This is a genomic window from Bradyrhizobium ottawaense, assembly GCF_900099825.1.
Taxonomy (GTDB): Bacteria; Pseudomonadota; Alphaproteobacteria; order Rhizobiales; family Xanthobacteraceae; genus Bradyrhizobium; species Bradyrhizobium ottawaense_A.
Genome location: NZ_LT629693.1, coordinates 7223073 through 7245744, shown reverse-complemented (window position 1 = coordinate 7245744; position 22672 = coordinate 7223073). Strand labels below are relative to the sequence as shown.

The following is a 22672-nucleotide window of genomic DNA, read 5'->3' as shown; positions in this document are numbered from 1 at the left end:
TCGAGGTTTGGCCGCCTCGATCGTTTCCAGCCCTGTTCAGGGGCAGCTTTTTTCCGCAACGGCCGGCGATGAACGCCGGCGCTGCAGGACGCTGCCTTTACTCTACATTATTGCACGATTTCTCCGTGCAGCGCGAGGTCCAACCCTTCCCGCTCGATGTCTTGCGTCACGCGAAGACCGACGAACATCTTGACCACGAAAAGGATGATCAGGCTGACGACGGCGTCATAAACGAAAACGGTGGCCACGCCGATGCATTGGTTGAAGAACTGTCCAACGTTGCCCTCCAGAGCGCCTGGGGTTCCACCGTATTGCTCGACCGCGAACACCCCGGTCAAAAGCGCCCCGACGATGCCGCCGATCGCATGAACGCCGAAACAATCCAGCGCGTCGTCATAGCTGAACAAGCGCTTCAAGCCGGTGCACCCCCAGTAGCAGAAGACGCCTGCCGCGATTCCGATGGCGAAGGCGCCGACCGGTCCGACGAAGCCGGAAGCCGGCGTAATCGCGACAAGGCCGGCGACCGCGCCCGAGCAGATGCCGACGACGGTCGGCTTGCCCTTCAGCGCCCATTCCACCAGCATCCAGGTAAAGCCGGCAACTGCGGTAGCAATCTGGGTTACCAGCATCGCCATTCCGGCCTGCATGCCCGCGGTCACGGCGGAGCCGGCGTTGAATCCGAACCAGCCAACCCACAGCAGGGAGGCGCCGATGAAGGTGAGCACCATGTTGTGCGCCGGCCCGGTTTCTTTCCGTTTGCCAAGCATGATCGCGCACATCAGCCCAGCAACACCGGCGTTGATATGCACGACGGTGCCGCCGGCGAAATCCAGCACTTTCACCCACGCGGCGTCGTTGCCGGCGGAGAAGATGCCGTCGGGTCCCCAGACCCAGTGCGCAATCGGCGCATAGACGAAAATCGCCCACAGGCCGATGAACAAGAGCATGGCCGAGAACTTCATCCGCTCGGCAAACGCGCCAGCGATCAACGCTGGCGTAATGATAGCGAACGTCATCTGAAAGCAGATATACACGCTCTCAGGAATGGTCGCGGCGAGCGGATTGGGATTGCCGATGCCTCCCTTGCCGATGTCGCTCAGGATGTCCTTCAGGAACATCCGATCCAGGCCCCCGATGAACGGCGAGCCGGCGCGAAACGCCATGCTGTAGGTAAAGAGCGCGAACAGAATGGTGACGAGGCAGGTGACGGCAAAGCTGGTCATCACCGTGTCGCCCACGTTCTTCTTGCGCACCATGCCACCATAGAACAGGCCGAGACCCGGAACGGTCATCATCAAGACGAGCGCGACCGACGTCAGCATCCATGCGGTATCGCCGGAGTTGGGTGTGCACTTCTCGAGAATCTTGCCACCGCAGGCCGGCGGCCCCGCGTCTTCCGCGAGCGCGATGTCACCGAACAGCATGCAGAGAAGCGCGATCCCCAAGAGTGCAACCACGAAAGGCCCGAGTCTTTGGCGCGCGTATTTCCAGAGTCCCATCGTCTTTCTCCTCGTCGCAGATGTCGGTGAAGGTTTACCCAGCCACTTTGTCGATCTCTCCCATGCGAATGCGAACGGCGCGCCATCAGCACGATGCGAAAATTGGTGTGCCCTTTAGTTTGTTTCTGAGACTGTCTTGAATGGCGCGCATGAACCGTCCCGTGCCTAGAGCCCGTTCGGTTCTGATTGAATCAGAACCGGGCTCTAGTCTTTTGTTTTGACGCGTTTTCTTTACGCGAACCGGCATCCACTTCGCTCGAAAACGCTCTCGAGCGGCGACGGCAGGATCAACGCCGATTTTGGGCAAAAAACTCGGGATGCTCGACGTCGCGGCAACGTCGAGTTGAAATGGCTGGGGATTGGCGGCTGCCAGCCTCATGAACTACCTGCCTTCCCCTGACGTTCAACCAAGGGCGGACGATGTCGATGACGTTTCCCAAAACCGATGCTTAACCTCAGACAAGATTCATGCCATCGAAGGCATTCGGTTAACCTAATGAATTGTCATCGATTTCTGGCTTCCCGTGCGAAGGCATTCTAGTTTTCTGCCGCTTTTAAGGGCACAAGCGCTTAAAACGCAGGCGGCACTTTCCACTGCCTCGTTTTAAGCCACCTCCCGGTCAGCCTTACGCCGTTCGCAACACCGGCGGCCCGCTCGGCCGGATCAGCGCGAAGGCGACCTGGATGATGCCTCCGGCGAGACCCAGCGCAACGCCGATTCGCCACGCCATGGTGTAGGAGCCGAGCTGGTCGTACAGCACCCCGCCGCCGAAGGCGCCGAGGAAGCTGCCGAGCTGATGGCTCATGAAGGCGAGCCCCTGGATCATCGCCTGCCATTTCAGGCCGAACATTTCGGCGACCGCACCGGCCACCAGCGGCCCAACGCCCATCCACAGGAAACCCATGATGGCGCCGAACAATAGCGTGGTCGCCGGCGTCGCCGGCAGGGTGAAGTACCAGGCGAGCGCGATGGAGCGGACGATGTAGATGCCGCCGAGCAGCACCAGCTTGTTCCAGCGCTGGCCTGCCCAGCCGAAGAAGATGCTGCCGATCACGTTGAAGCCGCCGATCATGCCGAGCGTCTGCGCGCTCAGCATCGGATCCAGGCCGCAGATCGCCAGATAGGACGGCAGATGGGTGGTGAGGAATACGAGCTGCATGCCGCAGACGAAATAGGCGCAGGTCATCACCACGAAGGACGGGTTGGAGAACGCCACCTTGACCGCGACGCTGGCCGAGGTGTTGCCGATCTCGTCCGACGCCGGCTTCGGCAGCGCAATCCTGTCGACGCCGCCGGCAAACCAGGCCGCGGGAATCATCGCCAGCGCCAGCACCACGAATCCGGCGAGACCGACGCGCCAGCCATAGCCTTCGTTGAGAATCTGCCCGAGCGGCGCCGACAGCAGGGCGCCGAGCGATCCCGCCCCCGACACCAGGCCCATGACCGTGCTGCGCACCGTCGCCGGCACCGCGCGCGCCGCGACCGACATCGCAATCGCCGCCGCGGTGCAGGCCAGCGACATGCCGATCAGCACGCCGCCACCGATCATGACGCTGAGAAAGCCGTGCGCGCTCGCCATCAACGTCAGGCCCGCAATGTAGAACAACGAGCCGATCACCATGATGCTGCGAAAGCCGTAACGCACCGTCAGCGCGCCGGCGAGCGGTTGCAAGAAACCCCAGGCGAGGTTTTGCACGGCAATCGCCAGCGTGAAGTCGGAGACCGATATGCCGATGTCATGCGTCAGCGGCTGCATGAAGATGCCGAGCGACTGCCGCAGGCCCATGCTGAGCGTCAGCATCAGCGAAGCGCCGATCAGGATGGGCAGCGTGGGGCGCAGGACTTGCAGCAGGGGCATTGTTCTTATTCTCCCTCGGGGCCGCGGCACGAAATCCGTGTCCTGCGTTTGGCGCCTGATTTAGGTACACAGACCTGTGTAACTAGGCTATAGAGTGGTCCTGCTGTCAAGGCGAATGGACCCCACGCAATCGCATGCCACCCCAGCCCGCCAAAGCTTCCGCGTCAGAGCCATCAATGCAGAAGCCTGCAATGAAGGACCGCATCCTCGAAACCGCGGACAGGCTGTTCTATTTGCAGGGGATTCGCGCGGTTGGCGTCGACACCATCGCGGCCGAAATCGGCATCAGCAAGCGCACGCTCTATAATCATTTTCCGTCAAAGGACGCGCTGATCTCGGCCTATCTCGAGCGCCGCTTCGTGGCGCCGCGGCCATCGGAGAAACCACCCGCCGAACAGATTCTCGGCACCTTCGATTCGCTGGAACGGCGGTTCTCGGCCAAGGATTTTCGCGGCTGCCCCTTCGTCAACGCGGTTGCCGAACTCGGCAGCGAGGACCAGCCGGTGCGCAAGATCGCGATCGCCTTCAAGGAAAGCCGAAGACTCTGGTTTCGCGATCTGCTGCTGCAGCTTGGCATCGCCGATGCCGAGGGACTGGCGACGCAGCTGACGCTGCTGGTCGACGGCTCGATCGCCCAGGATCTGGTCCGCAACGACCCCGCGATGGCGCGCGCAGCCAGGCAGGCCGCAACGGTGTTGCTCAGGAATGCGGGGGTGAAGGTTGGCAGCGGTGCGGCCGCGCCGAAGCCGCAATCCCCCGCCAAGAAGCACTAGCCTGCATCGATCGATTGAATCCCCGGTCGTCCCTGCGAAAGCAGGGACCCATACGCCGTGGCGTATCGGTATGGCGATGTGGTAGTTACCTTCTGCAAAAATCAGAACCGGTGGTTATGGGTCCCTGCTTTCGCAGGGACGACGCCAGAATTGGCGGCAAAGAGGAGCGAAAATGGAAGACCTGAAAGTGACCGCCAGCGGCTACGATTTCAAGCCGGCCCGCGCGGCCATGCAGCGCTATATCGACGGCAACCTGCTGTCCGGCATTTCCTGGGCTGTCATGGTCGGCCGGGATCTGGTGGACGTGAACTGCGTCGGATGGGCCGACAAGGAAGCGCAGACGGCTCTCCGCACCGATCATATTTTCCGGGTTTTTTCCAACACCAAGCTGATCACCTCCTGCGCCGCGCTGCTGCTGTTCGAGGAGGGCAAACTTGGGCTCGACGATCCCATTGAGAAGTTTATTCCGCAGCTCGGAAATCGGAAGGTGTTACGATCAGGCGCGACCTCGCTTGACGATACCGAGCCGGCCAAGAGCTCGATCACGATCCGTCAGCTCCTGAGCCACAGCTCCGGTCTGAGCTACGGCTTCTTCGATCCCGGCACCGTCATCTTCAAGGCGCTCAACGAGCGCGGCGTCCACAATCCCATGACCACGCTGGCGCAGATGGTCGACGTGCTGGCCGACCTGCCGCTGATCTATCAGCCGGGGACGTCCTGGGAATACTCGCTCGCGATCGACGTGGTGGCACGGTTGGTCGAAGTCATCAGCGGCCAGAGCTTCGACACGTTCATCAAGGCGCGGATTCTCGATCCGCTCGGCATGGTCGATACCGGCTTCGTCGTGCCGGAAAAGGATCAGGGACGGCTGGTGGCGTATTACGCCGGCGCCGACCTGATGGATCCGATGAAGCCGGGCCTGACCCGCACCGACAACGCGCCCTTCCCCGGCGCCTATCTGCGCCCTGTCGCGCGCCTCAATGGCGGCGGCGGTCTGGTTTCGACGATGCCCGACATGGTCGCGTTGATCCGCAGCCTGCTGCCCGGCGGCAAAACCCTGCTCAAGCCGGAGACGATCGCCCAGATGATGACCAACCAGTTGCCGGATGGCCAGTGGATCCGCTTTGCCATGATGGGCGAACAGCCCGGCAAGGCGCACGGCCTGGCCGGCGGGCTGATCCTGAAGCCCTCGGCATTCGATCATCCCGATGCGTCGGGCGAATTCTATTGGGGTGGCGTGGCCGGCACGCAATGGTGGATCTCGCCGAAGCGCAACATGGCTGGCGTGATGATGGCGCAGCGCCAGATGGCGTTCGTCCACCCGTTCTCGTTCGAGTTCAAGCGGCTGGCGTATGAGGCCATCAAGCAAGGGCGCGAAGGGCAATCCGAGCGATCAACTAGTCCGTCCGCACTAGCCTAATCTCGCCCTCGGCGAGCGCGAGCGGTCCTTCCATCAAGATGAACCGCTTGCCTTCGCGCAGCCAATCGTTGGGCGCATCAGGCATCAGGAATCTCACCGTCCCGATCTGATTGCGATCGGGGTCGGGAATTCCGTCGAGGTCCACGACAAGGCTCCACGCATTGTCTATCCAGTCTTCGCCTTGATGATCGAAGCGAGCTGGCATCGAGAAATGCGGACCACGAGGTAACGGATCCGACTGGTCGACTACCAGCCAGTGGAGCAGCACGTTCGCCCGACGTATCATTTCACGCCGCCGCGGAAACCACACGGTTGCGGCCGTCGTGCTTGGCGCGGTACAGCGCGGTGTCGGCGCGCTTCAGTACGTCGGCGACCGGTTCGCCCTTGCGCTCCAGCGTCGTCAGCCCGATCGAGATCGTGACCTCGATGCGCCTGATGCCCTTGTTGACCGCGAAGGTTTCGCCGGCGATCGAGCGGCGCAGCCGTTCCGCCACCATGCCGGCGACGTGAAGGTCGGTTTCCGGCATCACGATGACGAATTCCTCGCCGCCGTAGCGGCAAGCCAGATCGATGCCGCGAATCGACTTGCGGATCCGCACCGCAAATTCGCGCAGCACGTCGTCGCCGGCGTCGTGACCGTAATTGTCGTTAATGGCCTTGAAGAAATCGATGTCGATGATCATCAGCGCCAGAGGCTTGCCGCGGCTCGAGGCCTGCTCGGCCAGCGTCTGCAGATGGCTTTCCATGTAGCGGCGATTGTGCAGCCCGGTCAGCGCGTCGGTGATCGCCATTTCGATCGAGTTCTGCACATTGTCGCGCAGATGGTCGGTGTAGCGCCGCTTGCGGATCTGGGTGCGCGCCCGCGCCAGCAACTCGTTCTTGTCGACCGGGCGCAGCAGGTAATCGTTGACGCCGATTTCAAGCCCGCGCAGCAGCCGCGCATTGTTGTCGGCGTCGGAAATCGCCAGGATCGGCATCTGGCGGGTGCGCTCCAGCGAACGCGCCTGGCTGCACAGCCGCAGGCCGTCATAGTTCTCCAGGCTGAGCGAGACGATCAGCAGGTCGTAGTTGCCGTCGGCGGCGTGAAACAGGGCTTCCGCCGGATTGGTCTCGACATCGACGGTATGCTCGGTAGCAAGGATCGGCGCCAGCCGCTCGTAGGACGACGGCCGGTCGTCGACCAAGAGGATGCGTCCGCCGACGCCCTTGTCGGCGACGGCGCTGCGCTCCGGCGCCTCCATGCCGATTTCCAGCGAGGTGATGGCGCGCATGCGCAGCTCGTCGGTCATCATCTTCAGTCGCGTCAACGAGCGGACGCGCGCGATCAGCACGACGTCGGACACCGGCTTGGTCAGAAAGTCGTCGGCCCCGGCCTCGAGCCCGCGGACGCGATCGGCCGCGCTGTCCAGCGCCGTGATGATCACCACCGGAATGTAATGCGTCGCCGGATTGGACTTCAGCCGGCGGCAGACCTCGAAACCGTCCATGTCGGGCATCATGACGTCGAGCAGGATGATGTCGCATTCGGCGCGCGAGCAGATGTCCAGCGCCTGGGCGCCGTTGGACGCGGTCAGCACGTCGAAATATTCGGCGGACAGACGGGCTTCCAGCAGCTTGACGTTGGCGGGAACATCATCGACGACCAGGATACGCGCAGACATCGAAACTCACTCCTACCCGATAAAACGCCGTACCGTTTCAATAAACTTGCCGACTGAAATTGGTTTGGACAAATACGCCTCGCAGCCGCCCTCGCGGATGCGTTCCTCGTCGCCCTTCATCGCAAACGCGGTGACTGCGACCACCGGAATGGCGCGCAGTTCCGGATCGTCCTTGATCCAGCGCGTCACTTCGAGGCCGGATACCTGCGGAAGCTGGATATCCATCAGGATCAGGTCAGGGCGAAGCTTGCGGACGAGATCGAGCGCCTCGAAACCGTTGCTGGTGCCCGAGGTCTGATAGCCGTGCGCTTCCAACAGATCGCGAAAGAGCTTCATGTTGAGCTCGTTGTCTTCGACGATCAGGACGGTTTTGGCCATCCCGTCCCTCCCTTGTCCCAGAAACCCATCCGGCCTTGCGGTGCGTCCCGCACCGCCGCCGCCCCTTGTCGAAAAGTGAATTCAAACTAGCGACAGATTCGCTCTAAGCCGTTAAATCCATGTGCCAACTTTTTGCGAAGCGGTTTCCACTTGCTTGAACACGTTCCGCAGACTCGGGCATGATGGTTTCAAAGTAGAGCCCATAAGTTAACGGAAAGGCAAACCGCCTGTTGAAAAAGCCTGTTCACAACCCCCGCGAAGTAGCTGAAATCGTTGCGATTCAGGCGCTGACCTTCGTCGCCGGCGACCCTGAGCGGTTAGGGCTGTTCCTGGCCGAAAGCGGTTTGGGCCCGGAGACGCTGCGGACGGCGGCGGCCAATCCGCAATTTCTGGCGTCCGTGCTCGATTTCGTCCTGCGCGATGACGCAACCGTGAAGGCCTTTGCCGACGCCTCGCAACTCCACCCGACCAACGTCGCCGCCGCCCGCCAGGCGCTTGATGACCCGGACTGGGAGCGCGACGTGCCGTGAGCGCGTCGGCGCCGGCGCTTGACGGTCCGCGCTGCTTTTGCCGGGATTGCCTCGGTGACCTCGACATCAAGGCCACGAGATGCGGCAAATGCGGCTCGCCCCGGCTGGTCCGCCACCGGGCCCTGCCCTCGCTGACGCTGGCCCATATCGATTGCGACGCATTCTACGCCACGGTCGAAAAGCGCGACAACCCCGAGATCGCCGACAAGCCCGTCATCATCGGCGGCGGCAAGCGTGGCGTGGTGTCGGCGGCCTGCTACATCTCGCGGACCTTTGGCGTGCGCTCGGCGATGCCGATGTTCAAGGCGCTGGCGCTCTGCCCCCAGGCGGTCGTGATCCGGCCCGACATGGCAAAATACGTCCGGGTTGGCCGCGAGGTGCGCCACGCCATGCAGACGCTGACGCCGCTGGTCGAGCCGTTGTCGATCGACGAGGCGTTTCTCGACCTTTCCGGCACCCAGCGCGTCCACGGCATGATTCCGGCGAAGGTGCTGGCGCGCTTCGCCCGCGACGTCGAGCGCGACATCGGCATCACGGTATCGGTCGGCCTGTCCTGCAACAAATTTCTCGCCAAGATTGCCTCCGACCTCGACAAGCCCAGAGGCTTTGCGGCGCTCGATCAGGACGAGGCGCGCGAGATGCTGGCCGACCGACCGGTCGGCTTCATCTACGGCGTCGGACCCGCCACCCAGGAAAAACTGCTGCAACGGGGTTTTCGCACCATCGCCGACCTGCAGCGCGCCGACGAGGTCGAACTGATGAAACAGTTCGGCACCGAAGGCCGACGGCTGTGGCGGCTGGCGCGCGGCATCGACGACCGCCTGGTCGTGGCCGATCGCGGCGCCAAGACGATTTCGAATGAGACCACCTTCGAGAACGACATCAAGGATTTTGCGACTCTCGAAAAGGTGCTGTGGCGGCTGTCGGAAAAAGTGTCGTCGCGGCTGAAAAATAGCGAACTTTCAGGCCTCACCATCACGTTGAAACTGAAGACCGCCGATTTCCGGCAGCGCACCCGTTCGCAATCGATCCAGACCCCGACGCAGCTCGCAGCTCGGATATTCGCGGTGTCGCGCGAGCTGCTGGCCAAGGAAATCGACGGCACGGCGTTTCGCCTGATCGGCACCGGCGTCAGCGCGCTGCGCCCCGGCGACCAGGCCGAGGATTCCGACATGCTCGACCGCCGCTCGGCCCACGCCGAACGCGCGATCGACAATCTGCGCAAGAAGTTCGGCAATGCCGCCGTGATCCGGGGCATTGCGTATGAGGGACCGGAGAAGGAAGAAGATGAGGAAGAGGAGGAGGAGTGACTCCCCTACTCCCGTCATTCCGGGGCGATGCGAAGCATCGAACCCGGAATCTCGAGATCCCGGGTTCGCGCTAATGCGCGCCCTCAGATGCGCAATTGCGCATCGGGGGATGACGGGCTTTCGCGCGTCACTTACACGGCTTGGAATCCTTGACGTCGAACTTGCCCATCGCGCCCGAAATCACAAAATCGTTGTAGTCGAGCACCAGCGCGCGGGAGACGCCGTTTTCGAACAGCTCGAACGACATCGCGTACACCGGCGTCTGCTCGCCGTCCTTGGACTTGGCTTCGCGGTCGTAATAGCTGACGGTGACCGGCCAGCGCGTCAGCGTCTTCATCTGGTCGTTGGCGGTGGAAGGATCGGGCGATGCGATGTTGCGGGTGCCCGGAATCGGCTGTCCGATGACCGACAGCGTGTTGTAGACCTTCTCGCCGTTGTCGGAGCCGTCATAGACCGTCAGTTCCAGCACCGATTTGCCTGCGCGGGCCGCAGCGATGATGTGCTGGATCTGCTCCGTCGGGAACACGACATTGCCGTCGAGGTTGAACGTCTTCGCCACCGGCTGCTTCAGCTTGACCGTGATATGATCGCCAACGCGCTCGGCCATGCCATCGACCGGCGCGGAATCGCTGTCGTTCATCCTTGTATCGATCTTGAAGCGATAGCTCTTGCCGGCGGCGTCCTCCCAGGAGGACGAGCGCAGATCGCTCAGCGTCAGCTTGCCCTCGCCGCTGTCGAGTTCCGACACCTGGCGGAATTCTGAGGTATAGCCCTCGCAGGAACTACCGGAGAAATTGTAGAGGATCCGCCCGCGCGCGTTGCTGATGGCATTGGAGCCGCGCGACTTGATGAGGCTCAATTCGTATAGCGCCTGGTGCGAGAGAAACGGCCCGCTGGCGGCGGCCACCGCCGGCACATGGGTGAGCGCGGCTCCGAAGCTGGCCGCAACCGAGAACATCAAAGCGCGGACCGGAATCGGGAGCGAGCTGGCCATGTTCTGTTTTTTCCTCGATGGGAGATTCGTCACATTAGTGACGGCTCTATTGCGTCGCAACTAGGGCGGCTTCACGAAAACGTAGTATTTTGACGCCGCCCTGCCACGTTTTTCGGCGATTCTGGCGCGATTTTCGGCACATCACGAGCTTTCACCCTCGCTTGCAACAGAAGGCGCGATGCGCGAAACAATGCGCCTGATCTGAATTCAGAAACAGGCAAATCAAGCGGGGACGGAAACATGGCGGGTACGGTCGAACAGAAGCTGACGGCACAAGGCATCACCTTGCCGGAGCCCCGCGCCGCCATGGCCAACTATGTCGGCTTCGTCCGCACCGGCAATCTGCTGTTCGTCTCGGGCCAGGTCTGCGCCAATGCCGAGGGCAAGCTGATCGCCAAGGGCAAGCTCGGCGCCGGCGTCACCGTCGAACAAGGGTACGAAGCGGCAAAGGGTTGCGGCGTCAACCTGCTGGCGCAGGTCAAGGCGGCGATGGGCGATCTCGACAAGGTGGTGCGCGTGGTCCGGCTCGGCGGCTTCGTCAACTCGGCCCCGGATTTCCTCGATGGGCCGAAGGTGCTCAACGGCGCCTCCGACCTGATGGTCGCAGCGTTCGGCGACAAGGGCCGCCACGCCCGCACCACCGTCGGCGTAGCCTCCCTGCCCTCGGATGCCGCCGTCGAGGTCGAGGCCGTCTTCGAGGTGTCCTGAGCGGAGCCGTAGCGGTGCGCGCCCCGGATTGGCTGACGGCGCGGCCGGTCGCTCACCGCGGCCTGCATGATTTCGCGCGCGGCATCATCGAGAACATGCCGGCGGCGGCCGAGGCCGCAGCGCAAGCGCATTTCGCCATCGAATGCGACATCCAGCTCACCGCGGATGGCGAAGCGATGGTGCATCACGACGACGCGCTCGGACGCCTCACCGAAGGTTCCGGCGCGTTGCTCGGCAAGACCGCGGCCGAACTCAAGGCAGTCAGGTTCAAGAATACCGACGAGCGGATGATGACGCTCGGCGATCTCTGCGCGCTGGTCGCCGGCCGCGTGCCGCTGGTGATCGAGGTGAAGAGCCATTTTGACGGCGACCGCAAACTGGTGAAGCGAATGGCCGAGGTGCTCGCCGGCTATGCGGGACCCGCGGCCGGAATGTCCTTTGATCCCGACCAGGTGCTGGCGCTTCGAGAGCTCATGCCAAACCTTGTCCGCGGAATCGTCGCCGAGCGCGAATATACCGAAACCGACTGGCCGGAAGCGTCAGCCGAACAGCGCCTGGGCATGACGCATTTGCGCCATGCGTTCCGCACCCGGCCGCATTTCGTGGCCTATTGGGTCAACGAACTGCCGTCGGTAGCCCCCTGGATCGCCCGCAACGTCTTCGGCCTGCCGCTGTTGAGCTGGACGGTCCGTACGCCGGAACAGCGCGCCCGCGCCGCGCGTTACGCCGACCAGATGATTTTTGAAGGCTTTCTGCCGGGAACCTGATGCGCTGGCGGCGGGCTTGAAGTCGTCGCTGCAATGCACGATCTTTCAGAGGGTTGGTCGTCATACGCGCCGGCTGATTGCACGATGGGACCGGTCTGAATTCTTGATGGCGTCATCCGAAATCACCCTCGAAGCCGTCCCCGCCGTCAGCGACATCAAGGCTGCGGATTGGGACGCCTGCGCCAACCCGCGGCCCGATCCCGACAGAATCGAAAATCTCGACACCCTGGCCTCACCCGGCGCGCTAGGCTGCTCGTCCGCCGACTCAAAGCCTGGCTATAACCCATTTGTTTCCCATGCTTTTTTCGCGGCCGCCGAGGCGTCCGGTTCGGCCTGCGCGCGCACCGGCTGGGGTCCGCGGCATCTTCTGGCAAGGCTTGATGGCGCCATCGTCGGTGTCGTGCCCTGCTATCTGAAATCGCACTCCCAGGGCGAATATGTCTTCGACCGCGGCTGGGCCGATGCCTATGAGCGCGCCGGCGGCCGCTATTACCCGAAACTGCAGGCTTCGGTGCCGTTCACGCCCGCCACCGGGCCGCGACTGCTGATCCGCGGCGACGTCGACCGCGAGCGGATCGGCACGGCGCTGGCGAGCGGATTGATGGCGCTGTGCAACGCGACCAACGCCTCCTCTGTCCACGTGACCTTTGCGCCCGAAGCCGAAGCGAAGTTTTTGGGCGAGCACGGTTTCCTGCGGCGCCACGACCAGCAGTTCCACTGGCGCAACGAAGGCTACAAGACGTTCGACGATTTCCTGGGCTCGTTGAATTCACGCCACCGCAAGGCAATCAAGCGCGAACGGCGCGAGGCGCTGGCCTCCGACATCACGATCCACCGGCTGACCGGGGCCGATATCACGGAGGATGCGTGGGACGCGTTCTTCGAATTCTATATGGAGACCGGTTCGCGCAAATGGGGCCGGCCGTATCTCACCCGAAACTTCTTCTCGCTGATCGGCGAGAGCATGAGCCGGGACGTGCTGCTGGTGATGGCCAAGCGAAACGGCCGCTGGATCGCCGGCGCCATCAACTTCATCGGCTCGGATACGCTGTTCGGCCGCAACTGGGGCGCGGTCGAGCACCACCCGTTCCTGCATTTCGAGGTCTGCTATTACCAGGCCATCGAGTTCGCGATTGAACGCGGCCTGAAAACGGTGGAAGCCGGCGCGCAAGGCGAGCACAAGCTGGCGCGCGGCTACCTGCCGCAAACCACCTACTCCGCGCATTACATCGCCGACCCCGGCCTGCGGCGGGCGATCGCGGATTACCTGAAGCGCGAACGCGCCTATGTGGCCGAGGTCGGACGCGAACTGAGCGAGGCCGGGCCGTTCCGCAAGGCTGTCGACGAGGCCTGACCTGCTCTGCTACCGAAACGACACCAAGACGAAACGATAACGAGACGAAACGTGAAGGGAAGACGCCATGCCCGCCTATGACACCAACAACATCTTCGCAAAAATCCTGCGCGGCGAGTTTCCCTGCCACAAGGTCTATGAGGACGAGCACGTGCTGGCCTTCCTCGACATCATGCCGCGCGCGCCCGGCCACACGCTGGTGATCCCCAAGGCCCCTGCCCGCAACATCCTCGACATCAAGCCGGACGACTATGCCCATGTCGCGCGCGGCGCCCACAAGATCGCTGCCGCCGCGATGAAAGCCTTCAAGGCCGACGGCATCACCGTGCAGCAGTTCAACGAAGTTGCCGGCGGACAGGTCGTGTTCCACCTGCACATGCACGTGATGCCGCGCCATGACGGCGTCGCGCTGTTGCCGCCGGCCAGCCGCAAGGAAGACGTCAAGGTGCTGGAAGACAACGCGACCAAGCTGATCGCGGCGCTGGGTTAAATTCGAGACTTCGTAGCCCGGATGAGCGGAGCGAAATCCGGGACCCGTCTCACAGTGGTCCCCGGATTTCGCTTCGCTCATCCGGGCTACAAGCTAACTACTCCGTCTCGAAATCTCCGGCCTGCGGCGGCGCCAGCGGCGTGAACTCACAGCGGTCGGGCTTGACGTCCAGCAGCGGCGTCTCGTCGAGGCAATCGAGGCCGCGCACCAGGATCACATTGCCCTCGATCCCGACCAGCTTGACGATCGAGGTGGCGATCGGATTGGGCCGCACCGGCGAGCGCAGCGAGAACGCGCCGCGCGTTTTGCCGTTGTTCTTCGGGCTCTGCAGCACTAGGTCGCGCCGCGACAGATGCAGCCAGTAGATCACTTCGAGATTCGAATAGAAATCGACGCCCTTGATCGCGGGCACCCAGGGCTCGAAAATCTCGAGGCGACAGACCGGACCGTCGTGGCGGCCCTGCCGCGGGGTCTCCAGGCGCGAGGTCCACGGCGTGCGGATCCGGCCGATGAAGACGAGGCCGGCATCGCGCGCCGGCGGCATATCGACGGTGAGTTCACCGTCGCGGACTTCACTTTGACGTACCATTGCCTGCTCTTGCGTTTTGACGCGTTTTCTTCGAACCAGTGCCTACTTCGCCTGAAAATACTAATCCAGTGAGATGTTGAGGGCCTTGATCACGGCGGCCCACCGCGCGCGATCGGTCGTGACGAATTTGTCGATCTCGGCCTGGCTCTTCGGGCGCAGCGGCGTGAACCCGACCTTGTCGAGCGAGGCGCGGAACGTGTCATCGCTCAAGGCGCGGTCGAGACTGGCTTTCAGTTTTTGCACGACGTCATCGGGCACTTTAGACGGCGCGGCGACGCCGTACCAGACGCTGACGGCATAGTCGGGATAGCCGCTCTCGGCCATGGTCGGCACGTCGGGCAGTTCGGCGATGCGCTGCGCCGAACTGACCGCCAGCGGCCGCAGCAATCCACCCTTGACCGGCGGCAGCGCGGTGCCGAGCGTGTCGAACATCAACTGGATATTGCCGGACAGCAAATCGGTCAGCGCGGGACCCGCGCCCTTATAGGCGACATGAACCATGTCGACGCCGGCCATCTGCTTGAACATCTCGCCGGCGAGATGGGTGGTGCCGCCGGTGCCGGCCGACCCGAAATTGAGTTTGCCGGGATTTTGCCTGGCATAGGCCACGAACTCCGCAACCGTCTTGGCCGGCACGGAAGGGTGAACCTCCATCAGAACCGGCAGGTCGGTGATGACGGCCAGCATCCGGAAATCCTTGTCGGGATCATAGGGCAGCTTCTTGTAGAGCTGCGGGTTGAGCACGAACAGCGAGGCCGCCGTGAAGAACAGCGTGTAGCCGTCGGGTTCGGAGCGCGCCGCGGCCTCGGCGCCGATCGCGCCCTGCGCGCCGGCCTTGTTCTCGACCACCACGGTCTGCTTGAGGTCGCGGCCGAGATAATCGCCGACCATGCGGCCGAGCACGTCGGTCGGTCCGCCCGCGGCATAGGGCACGATCAGCTTGATTGCGCGCGTCGGATATTCCGCCGCGTGGCCTTGCGGCACGGCCAGAACGAGGCCGCAAGCCAGAGCCGATAAAGTGCGCCAATTCATGCCGTTCCCCCTGATTTTTCTTATATCCGAGAGTACCGCATTATGCCCCGGCTGCAATCAACCGAGCCAGTATTTGCCCGCCAGCATGACGATCTCGCCGGCAACCACGCCGGCAAAGATCGATTTTCGCGACAGCATGAACGCCGCAAAACCCGCCACGACCGCGCTATAGCGCAGCCAGTCGGGAACGCTCGCCAGCGCGCCGGGCGGCTGCACCACGATCTGCGCGATGACACCGGCCAGTACGGCGGTCGCGACCGCCCTCACCCACACCAGCAGTTCCGACCCCTCGTCGATTCCGCCACCGAACCAGAGCCCGAGCATCCGCCAGATCTGGTTGGGAAGTACGCCTGCGACCAGCAGGACCAGCAGCGCGTGCCAATCACCGATGAAGTCGCTCATGCCCGCGCCTTCCATCGGTGAACGCCGTAGGCGATGGTGCCCGCCACCACGCCGCTGACGAGGATATCGACGCCGCTGTGCATCATCGACGCCACCGGATACAGCACCAGTCCGAGCACCAATGCGACGACGTCGGCCACTTCCCGGGAGTTGCGCGCGGTGGAAAACAGAAATGCCAGCGGCGTCAGCAACAGGATCGCGGCGGCGAACAGTTGCGACAGGTTGGCGGCCAGGAGATAGCCGATCGTCGTCGCCGTCAGGCCGATGCACACCAGGCCGCTGCCAAGCCCATGCACGAAAGCAATTCGCCGTTCGCGCGGCACCTGCGGCAGGAAACGATAACACTCGACCCACATCGTGACGGCGATGAAATGCGCGACCAGAATAAGATGGCGCCGCTTGGTGGTGGGCGTCCGCGTCATCGGCAGCACCGACACCACCATCGGAAACAGCCGGATCGCGGTGACGGTCACCGCGATGGCGGCCTGCACGATGGTGGCACCCGATCCGAGCGTCGAGATCAGAATGATCTGCGCGGGCCCTGCCCATACCAGAAGCGTGGCGGTCAGCGCCCAGGCCAGACTGAAATGGGTATCATGGGACAGCGCGCCGATGCCGATATAGGTGACGAACAGCACCAGCGCGAGCACCGTCGAACCGGTGCATCGCACGCCCCAGCCGAACGCGCGGAGCGAACTTTGCCATCTCTGAGAATCGAGCGGAGGTAGCGTCACGGGGACCGAATGAAATGTGAGTCGTCGATGGCATAGGGCTGGCGAAAGCAGGCTGCGTCAAGCCGACATCAGTCAGACCTGCCATCCAGCAACGAAGCCCTCTTTACAAGACGGCGCCGCCAAATCCCGGCGTGGAGGCTCCAGATAGAAATGACGCAAGAAACATCTTGCCCCGCATATAGCGAATTTCCGGCGTACCGGGCTTCAACCGGCCCGCCTGAATCGCCTGCTGAAAATCAGCGAGAGAAGGAACCGACAGATCGGTATCGCCCTTCCACGGGGCTGCGGCGCAAGAGCTGAAGAAAAAACCCGCGTAATAGAGCCGCGTCAGGGCCCGTGTCACCTCGAGACGAACACGAATGTCATCGTCCGGAGCGCGACCGAGCCAGGCATTCAGAAAGACTTCTTCGAGTACCGGCGTACGCACGAGACCATCCAGCACAATGGCGACATCGATCAGAGGATCGTTGCGGCAAGCCGACTCCCAATCGATCAGCCAAAGTCGCTCGCCATCGAACAGGATATTGCCGGGCGTGGGATCGTTGTGGCTGGAGACAGGCTTTGTCGCACCTGCCTCGTATGCCTTGCTGAGCAGTTCGAGCCGCGCCACATGCGGATCAAGCACGCCGTCGGCGAAAAGGCCCGTCCGGCGGACATGCGCAAACAAGCGGGTAACGATATCGGGATAGTTGACGTAATAAGGAAAGACCGGCGTCGCCTGAACGCGCGAAAACAAGTCGCCCAGCGCCCGTGCCAGAGCTGTCGGCCCACCCGAATAGGCCTTCAGCGGCACCTGCTCGACGAAATCCATCACCACGACACGGGCCGCCTCGTCCACATAGTGGATCGCCGGAGCGATCCGCGCCTCTGCGGCAATCGCCATGGACCTGTATTGATGTGGATTGCGAAGCGGGCTTGGTTCTCCCTCAACGCGCAACAGATAGTTTCGTGCGCCGACCTCGACACGATAGACCGAGGCCGTCGTCATTCCACCCGTCATCGTTGCGATTGCACCGATCGGCGCCGCTCCAAAAGCTGCGATCAGCGCTTCGCGCGCGATATCACGATGGGCGGCGGGAAACGCATCGAATCGATCTGCGATCATGCCACCTCCCCTACTACAGGTTGAGGCGACCGGTCACCCGTCACGCCCTGTTGCGCAGCACGAAGCATGCCCCGCCCGCGCGACGGATACGGTTGCAGAGATCGTCCGCAGCCGGCCGCGTGTCGGCGCCGATCCTGACCTGATAGAAGGCGCGCGTGCCGCGGTTACGCATCACGGAACTCAGCAGGCTCGGGTCCTGATCGCCGATCACGGCACTCAGCCGCTTCATCGCACGCGCATACATCGCCAGCGCCTTGTCGCGGCTGAAGCCGGCTGCGAGCTGCACGCCCCACAGCTTGGCGGCGGCAAGCGTGATATGCTGTTCGAGCTCGGCTACGAACGGATTGGGCGCACGCCTGAGCAAGGCCATCAATTCGCGGCAGCTCGAGGTCCCCGCGCGCGCGGGCATCTTGCCGTTGCGGCCTGCATCCCTCCAGTCCTCGACCGTGGAGCCGGTGATGGCTGAGACGTAGTTGCGGGTTTCCTGCGGCATCGGGCCAGAACCTGCGAGCCATTCCTGCACCCGCCGGGGTCCGGCATTGTAGGCCGCCGCCGCCAGTCCGAGATTGCCGAACTGGTCGCGCAACTCGCCGAGAAATTCGGCCGATTTCGGCAGCGCCTGCACGGGATCGAAGGGATCGAGCAGCCGCCGCTCGCTGGCGGTTCCCGGCATGAACTGCGCGATGCCCTGGGCGCGCGCGCCACTTCGCGTCACCGGGCCTACCGCATCAGGCTGAAAGCGGCTCTCCTGCCAGATCACCCGCGCGAAAAATTCCAGCGGCAGGCTGGCCGCCCTCGTCGCCGATTCGATCATCAGGCACATCGCCTCGCGCGCATCGCTTTCGCGCGCCGCCTCCGTCGGCTTTTGCAGGGGGATCGCCAGTTCCTCGACGCTCGGCCGGGCGAAGCCGGTCATTGCGGCAGGCGTATCCTCCGCCGTCGCCGGCGACTGCCACAACACCATCGCGGCGAGGCACAGGATGACGCGGATGGGATGGACTGATCGCATGCAATTTATCTAGGGTACCGGGCTTTGCTTGACACCAGAAGGCACCGCCCAACTATTGACGTCAATAATGGCGCACAGATGAGGGGCGAGGCCACGGGTTGGAACCATGATCATCGAAAATCAGGCCGCCGTCACCGACGCCGTCGTTGAAGCGTTTGGCCGCACCGAGGATCCGCGCCTGCGCGAAATCCTGCTGGCGCTGGTGCGGCACTTGCACGGCTTCGTGCGCGAGGTCCGTCTCAGCGAACGCGAGTTTCAGGAGGCGGTGCGGATCGTCGCGGCGATGGGCCAGAAGACGCCCCCTTCGCACAACGAGGTCGTGCTGATGGCGGGCTCGCTCGGGGTGTCCGCGCTGGTTTGCCTGCTCAACAACGGCGATAACGGCCAGACCGAGACCCAGGCGAACCTGCTGGGGCCATTCTGGCGCGACGACCAGCCGATGTGCGCCAGCGGCGATACACTGGTGCGTTCACCAACACCGGGACCCGGGCTCGCCGTGAATGTCGCCGTCACTGACCGGGATGGCCGTCCGGTGGCGGGCGCCAAGGTCGACGTCTGGCATTCGTCGCCGGAAGGGCTGTACGAGAACCAGGACCCGGCGCAGGCCGAGATGAACCTGCGCGGACGCTTCACGACCGACGCGGCCGGTCGCTTTCATTTCCGGAGCGTGAAGCCGGCCGGATATCCGATCCCGATCGACGGACCGGTCGGCGATCTGGTCCGCGCCACCCGCCGCCACCATTACCGGCCGGCCCACCTGCACTTCATGATCTACAAGCCCGGATTCAAGACGATGATCTCGCAAGTCTATTCGCCTGACGACGAGCATCTCGATTCCGACGTGCAGTTCGGCGTCACCCGCGCGCTGATCGGCGACTATCGGCGTCACGACGCGCCGTCGGCGGAAGGCTTCGCGGCCCCCTGGTATTCGCTCGACCAGCGCTTTGTCCTGGAACCCGGCGAGGCGCGGCGTCCGGTGGCGCCGATTCGCGCCAAGGCAGCCGTATAAGCCGGTCCGACCGGGGTGCAAGCGCCCCACGTCCCGAAATCCGCCGGGTCGCATCTGCCGTTAATTTACGTTAACGGCGCATTTTGCCCAGCCTGGCCTTACGCGGCGAACAAAGCCGCGTAAAAGTCTCCCCTACTGCTGGGAGATCGATCAATGCTGGACCGACGCGAGAGCGTGCGCGACAAAGTGATGTATGGCGGCGTCGCCGAGATCGGCGAGCGCGGCGCAACGCGCGACTGCATCGTCCGCAACATCTCCGACCGCGGCGCGACCATCGAATTCAGCAGTGCCGTCACGCTGCCGAAGGAGCAGATGTCGCTGCGCATCGCGCGCAAGGGCCGCTCGTTCCTCGCCAAAGTGGTCTGGTGGCGAGACAATTTCGTCGGCGTTGCGTTCCGGGCGGAAAGCCCTGCCGAGCCGATCTCCGATCTCGAGGAGCGGCTGCGCAAAAGCGAAATCAAGAAGCGCCAGTTGCAGCGCCGCATCCAGGAACTGCTGGGCGATCGCTAGGGCCCTGCCCGAACCTTCGACGGCAAATCATCGCCAAAAACAAAAAGGCCGGCTCTCATGAGCCGGCCTTTTCGCATCAGACTTGAACGTTCTCAGACCTTGACCAGCGGGCCTCGGGAGGCCGGGCCCTTGGAGCCGCCGCCATTCGGTCCGCCCGACTTCGGCTTGCGCTTGCGCGCACCGGGCAGCTTTTCCGGCTTCGGCGTGACCGGGCCCTCGACGAACTCGAAGCCGATCTTGTCCTTGCCCTCGGCGCTCGCCTCGTCCTTGACCAGGATGACCCGGACATGGCCGCCGCCCTTGAGATGACCGAACAGCACTTCATCCGCCAGCGGCTTCTTGATGTGCTCCTGGATCACACGGGCCATCGGCCGTGCGCCCATCTGCTCGTCATAGCCGCGCTCGATCAGCCAGGCCTTGGCAGGCTCCGACAGTTCGATGGTGACGTCGCGGTCGGCCAGTTGGGCCTCGAGCTGGAGGACGAACTTCTCGACCACCATGCCGATGACATCGACATTGAGATGGGCGAACGACACGACCGCATCCAGACGGTTGCGGAACTCCGGCGCGAACTGCCGGTTGATCGCCTCGTGGTCGTCGCCTTCCCGCCTGCTGCGCGTGAAGCCGAAGGCCTGACGCGCGAGGTCGGCCGCGCCGGCGTTCGTGGTCATGATCAGGATCACGTTGCGGAAATTGACCTGCTTGCCGTTGTGATCGGTGAGCCGGCCGTGATCCATGATCTGCAGCAGCACGTTGTAGAGATCCGGATGCGCCTTCTCGATCTCGTCGAGCAGCACCACGCAATGTGGATGCTGATCCACGCCGTCGGTCAACAGGCCGCCCTGATCGAAGCCGACATAGCCGGGCGGCGCGCCGATCAGGCGCGATACGGTGTGCCGCTCCATATATTCGGACATATCGAAGCGGATCAGCTCGACGCCGAGCGACGCCGCGAGCTGCTTGGCCACCTCGGTCTTGCCGACGCCGGTCGGGCCCGAGAACAGATAGGAGCCGATCGGCTTTTCCGGTTCGCGCAGGCCGGCCCGCGACAGCTTGATCGATGCCGAGAGCGCTTCGATCGCCTTGTCTTGGCCGAACACCACACGCTTCAGGGTCGTTTCCAGGTGCTTCAGCACCTCGGCATCGTCCTTCGACACGCTCTTGGGCGGAATCCGCGCCATGGTCGCGATCGTGGTCTCGATTTCCTTGATGCCGATGGTCTTCTTGCGCTTGTTCTCGGCCACCAGCATCTGCGCCGCGCCGGACTCGTCGATCACATCGATCGCCTTGTCGGGCAGCTTGCGGTCATGGATGTAGCGCGACGACAGTTGCACCGCGGCTTCGATCGCCTCGTTGGTGTATTTCAGCCGGTGGTAATCCTCGAAATAGGGTTTCAGGCCCTTGAGGATCGCGATCGCGTCTTCCACCGTCGGTTCGTTGACGTCGATCTTCTGGAACCGGCGCACCAGCGCGCGATCCTTCTCGAAGTGCTGACGGTATTCCTTGTAGGTGGTCGAGCCCATGCAGCGGATCGTGCCCGAAGCCAGCGCCGGCTTCAGCAGGTTCGATGCGTCCATCGCGCCGCCGGACGTGGCGCCGGCGCCGATCACGGTGTGGATCTCGTCGATGAACAGGATGGCGTTCGGATGCGCCTCCAGTTCCTTCAAAACCTGTTTCAGCCGTTCCTCGAAGTCGCCGCGATAGCGCGTGCCCGCGAGCAGCGTGCCCATGTCGAGCGAGAACACGGTGGCCGCCGCCAGCACTTCCGGCACTTCGGAATCGACGATGCGCTTGGCAAGCCCTTCCGCGATCGCGGTCTTGCCGACGCCGGCCTCACCCACGAACAACGGATTGTTCTTCTGCCGCCGGCACAGCACCTGGATGGCGCGGTTGATCTCGGCATTGCGCCCGATCACCGGATCGATCTTGCCGTCGCGCGCCTTCTTGTTGAGGTTGACGCAATAGGTATCGAGCGCCTCGCCCTTTTTCTTGGAGTCGTCGTTGCCCTTGGTTTCGGTCTCTTCGTCGACGCCGCGCACCGGCCGCGCCTCGGAGACGCCGGGCCGCTTGGCAATGCCGTGGCTGATGTAGTTGACCGCGTCGTACCGCGTCATGTCCTGCTCCTGCAGGAAATAGGCGGCATGACTTTCGCGCTCCGCGAAGATTGCGATCAGCACGTTGGCGCCGGTCACTTCTTCGCGACCGGAGGACTGAACGTGAATCACGGCGCGCTGGATCACGCGCTGGAAGCCGGCGGTTGGCTTGGCGTCGTCGGCTCCGTCAGTCACCAGATTTTCGAATTCGGTCTCGAGATAGTTGACGAGACTGGTGCGCAGCTTGTCGAGATCGACGCTGCAGGCGCGCATCACCGCCGCCGCATCCGAGTCATCGATCAGCGACAGCAGAAGGTGTTCGAGCGTCGCATATTGATGATGACGCTCGTTTGCAATCGCCAGCGCACGATGCAGGGATTGTTCAAGGCTTTGGGAAAAAGTTGGCATTCGCGTCCTCTATGGCCCCCGGTCATCATGATCGCCAT

23 protein-coding genes are annotated in these 22672 nt (G+C 63.3%); 10 read left to right on the top strand and 13 right to left on the bottom strand.

The window, feature by feature from the left end:
- Positions 1-107 precede the first annotated feature (107 nt).
- Together BLR13_RS34120 and BLR13_RS34110 are read right to left on the bottom strand one after the other, a co-directional pair.
- Positions 108-1499: an ammonium transporter gene (locus BLR13_RS34120; RefSeq protein ID WP_074814276.1), complete on the bottom strand. Its 1392-nt coding sequence runs from the start codon at positions 1497-1499 to the stop codon at positions 108-110.
- A gap of 626 nt (positions 1500-2125) precedes the next feature.
- Complete coding sequence (locus BLR13_RS34110) at positions 2126-3358, bottom strand: MFS transporter (RefSeq protein WP_074814279.1); 1233 nt, start codon at positions 3356-3358, stop codon at positions 2126-2128.
- A gap of 191 nt (positions 3359-3549) precedes the next feature.
- Here BLR13_RS34110 and BLR13_RS34105 point away from each other — a divergent pair, with 191 nt between their 5' ends.
- Entirely contained in the window at positions 3550-4131 is a 582-nt protein-coding gene (locus BLR13_RS34105) for a TetR/AcrR family transcriptional regulator (RefSeq protein WP_074814286.1), read from the top strand.
- Between the two features lie 172 nt (positions 4132-4303).
- Entirely contained in the window at positions 4304-5551 is a 1248-nt protein-coding gene (locus BLR13_RS34100) for a serine hydrolase domain-containing protein (RefSeq protein ID WP_091976904.1), read from the top strand.
- On the opposite strand, the gene BLR13_RS34095 is transcribed toward BLR13_RS34100, so the two are convergent.
- The 3 genes from BLR13_RS34095 to BLR13_RS34085 are packed head-to-tail and all read right to left on the bottom strand — an operon-like array spanning position 5529 to position 7590.
- Positions 5529-5819: a hypothetical protein gene (locus BLR13_RS34095; protein ID WP_172805579.1), complete on the bottom strand. Its 291-nt coding sequence runs from the start codon at positions 5817-5819 to the stop codon at positions 5529-5531. The two genes, BLR13_RS34100 and BLR13_RS34095, sit on opposite strands and share 23 nt — an antisense overlap.
- Positions 5820-5838: 19 nt before the next feature.
- On the bottom strand, positions 5839-7212 hold the full coding sequence (locus BLR13_RS34090) for a PleD family two-component system response regulator (protein ID WP_074814293.1): 1374 nt from the start codon (positions 7210-7212) through the stop codon (positions 5839-5841).
- A gap of 12 nt (positions 7213-7224) precedes the next feature.
- Positions 7225-7590, bottom strand: a complete 366-nt coding sequence (locus BLR13_RS34085) for a response regulator (protein WP_027538546.1) — start codon at positions 7588-7590, stop codon at positions 7225-7227.
- A gap of 230 nt (positions 7591-7820) precedes the next feature.
- Here BLR13_RS34085 and BLR13_RS34080 point away from each other — a divergent pair, with 230 nt between their 5' ends.
- Positions 7821-8120, top strand: a complete 300-nt coding sequence (locus BLR13_RS34080) for a DUF3572 domain-containing protein (RefSeq protein WP_074814296.1) — start codon at positions 7821-7823, stop codon at positions 8118-8120.
- Positions 8117-9430, top strand: a complete 1314-nt coding sequence (locus tag BLR13_RS34075; RefSeq protein ID WP_074814298.1) for a DNA polymerase IV — start codon at positions 8117-8119, stop codon at positions 9428-9430. Before BLR13_RS34080 ends, BLR13_RS34075 begins: the two co-directional genes overlap by 4 nt.
- Positions 9431-9557: 127 nt before the next feature.
- Here the strand turns inward: BLR13_RS34075 and BLR13_RS34070 are convergent, their stop codons facing one another.
- Positions 9558-10424, bottom strand: a complete 867-nt coding sequence (locus BLR13_RS34070; protein WP_074814301.1) for a cell envelope integrity EipB family protein — start codon at positions 10422-10424, stop codon at positions 9558-9560.
- Positions 10425-10664: 240 nt separating this feature from the next.
- Here BLR13_RS34070 and BLR13_RS34065 point away from each other — a divergent pair, with 240 nt between their 5' ends.
- The 4 genes from BLR13_RS34065 (at position 10665) to BLR13_RS34050 (ending at position 13743) form a co-directional block, all read left to right on the top strand.
- The gene (locus BLR13_RS34065) at positions 10665-11132 is read left to right on the top strand and encodes a RidA family protein (RefSeq protein WP_074814304.1); all 468 of its coding nucleotides are present in this window, start codon (positions 10665-10667) and stop codon (positions 11130-11132) included.
- 14 nt (positions 11133-11146) lie between these two features.
- Positions 11147-11899, top strand: coding sequence for a glycerophosphodiester phosphodiesterase family protein (locus BLR13_RS34060; protein WP_074814307.1), 753 nt, complete (start codon positions 11147-11149; stop codon positions 11897-11899).
- A gap of 106 nt (positions 11900-12005) precedes the next feature.
- Positions 12006-13253: a GNAT family N-acetyltransferase gene (locus BLR13_RS34055; RefSeq protein ID WP_074814310.1), complete on the top strand. Its 1248-nt coding sequence runs from the start codon at positions 12006-12008 to the stop codon at positions 13251-13253.
- Between the two features lie 67 nt (positions 13254-13320).
- Positions 13321-13743, top strand: a complete 423-nt coding sequence (locus tag BLR13_RS34050) for an HIT domain-containing protein (protein ID WP_074814315.1) — start codon at positions 13321-13323, stop codon at positions 13741-13743.
- 97 nt (positions 13744-13840) lie between these two features.
- On the opposite strand, the gene tsaA is transcribed toward BLR13_RS34050, so the two are convergent.
- From tsaA to BLR13_RS34020, 6 genes are all read right to left on the bottom strand, one after another.
- A complete protein-coding gene (gene tsaA / locus BLR13_RS34045; RefSeq protein WP_074814317.1) occupies positions 13841-14332 on the bottom strand; it encodes a tRNA (N6-threonylcarbamoyladenosine(37)-N6)-methyltransferase TrmO in 492 nt (163 codons plus the stop codon).
- A gap of 60 nt (positions 14333-14392) precedes the next feature.
- Positions 14393-15364, bottom strand: a complete 972-nt coding sequence (locus BLR13_RS34040) for a Bug family tripartite tricarboxylate transporter substrate binding protein (protein WP_074814320.1) — start codon at positions 15362-15364, stop codon at positions 14393-14395.
- 57 nt (positions 15365-15421) lie between these two features.
- The gene (locus BLR13_RS34035; protein WP_074830720.1) at positions 15422-15766 is read right to left on the bottom strand and encodes an AzlD domain-containing protein; all 345 of its coding nucleotides are present in this window, start codon (positions 15764-15766) and stop codon (positions 15422-15424) included.
- The gene (locus BLR13_RS34030; RefSeq protein WP_074814323.1) at positions 15763-16500 is read right to left on the bottom strand and encodes an AzlC family ABC transporter permease; all 738 of its coding nucleotides are present in this window, start codon (positions 16498-16500) and stop codon (positions 15763-15765) included. Before BLR13_RS34030 ends, BLR13_RS34035 begins: the two co-directional genes overlap by 4 nt.
- A 103-nt stretch (positions 16501-16603) precedes the next feature.
- Positions 16604-17488, bottom strand: coding sequence for a phosphotransferase (locus tag BLR13_RS34025; RefSeq protein ID WP_157793753.1), 885 nt, complete (start codon positions 17486-17488; stop codon positions 16604-16606).
- 157 nt (positions 17489-17645) lie between these two features.
- Positions 17646-18569 (bottom strand): lytic transglycosylase domain-containing protein, encoded by a 924-nt coding sequence (locus BLR13_RS34020; protein WP_433994291.1) that lies wholly within the window; start codon positions 18567-18569, stop codon positions 17646-17648.
- Between the two features lie 151 nt (positions 18570-18720).
- On the opposite strand from BLR13_RS34020, the gene BLR13_RS34015 reads away from it, so the two are divergent.
- Positions 18721-19623, top strand: coding sequence for a dioxygenase (locus tag BLR13_RS34015; RefSeq protein ID WP_074814330.1), 903 nt, complete (start codon positions 18721-18723; stop codon positions 19621-19623).
- 153 nt (positions 19624-19776) lie between these two features.
- The gene (locus BLR13_RS34010; protein WP_074814333.1) at positions 19777-20133 is read left to right on the top strand and encodes a PilZ domain-containing protein; all 357 of its coding nucleotides are present in this window, start codon (positions 19777-19779) and stop codon (positions 20131-20133) included.
- A 92-nt stretch (positions 20134-20225) separates the two neighbouring features.
- Here the strand turns inward: BLR13_RS34010 and clpA are convergent, their stop codons facing one another.
- Entirely contained in the window at positions 20226-22634 is a 2409-nt protein-coding gene (clpA, locus tag BLR13_RS34005) for an ATP-dependent Clp protease ATP-binding subunit ClpA (RefSeq protein WP_074814335.1), read from the bottom strand.
- Between the last annotated feature and the right edge of the window lie 38 nt (positions 22635-22672).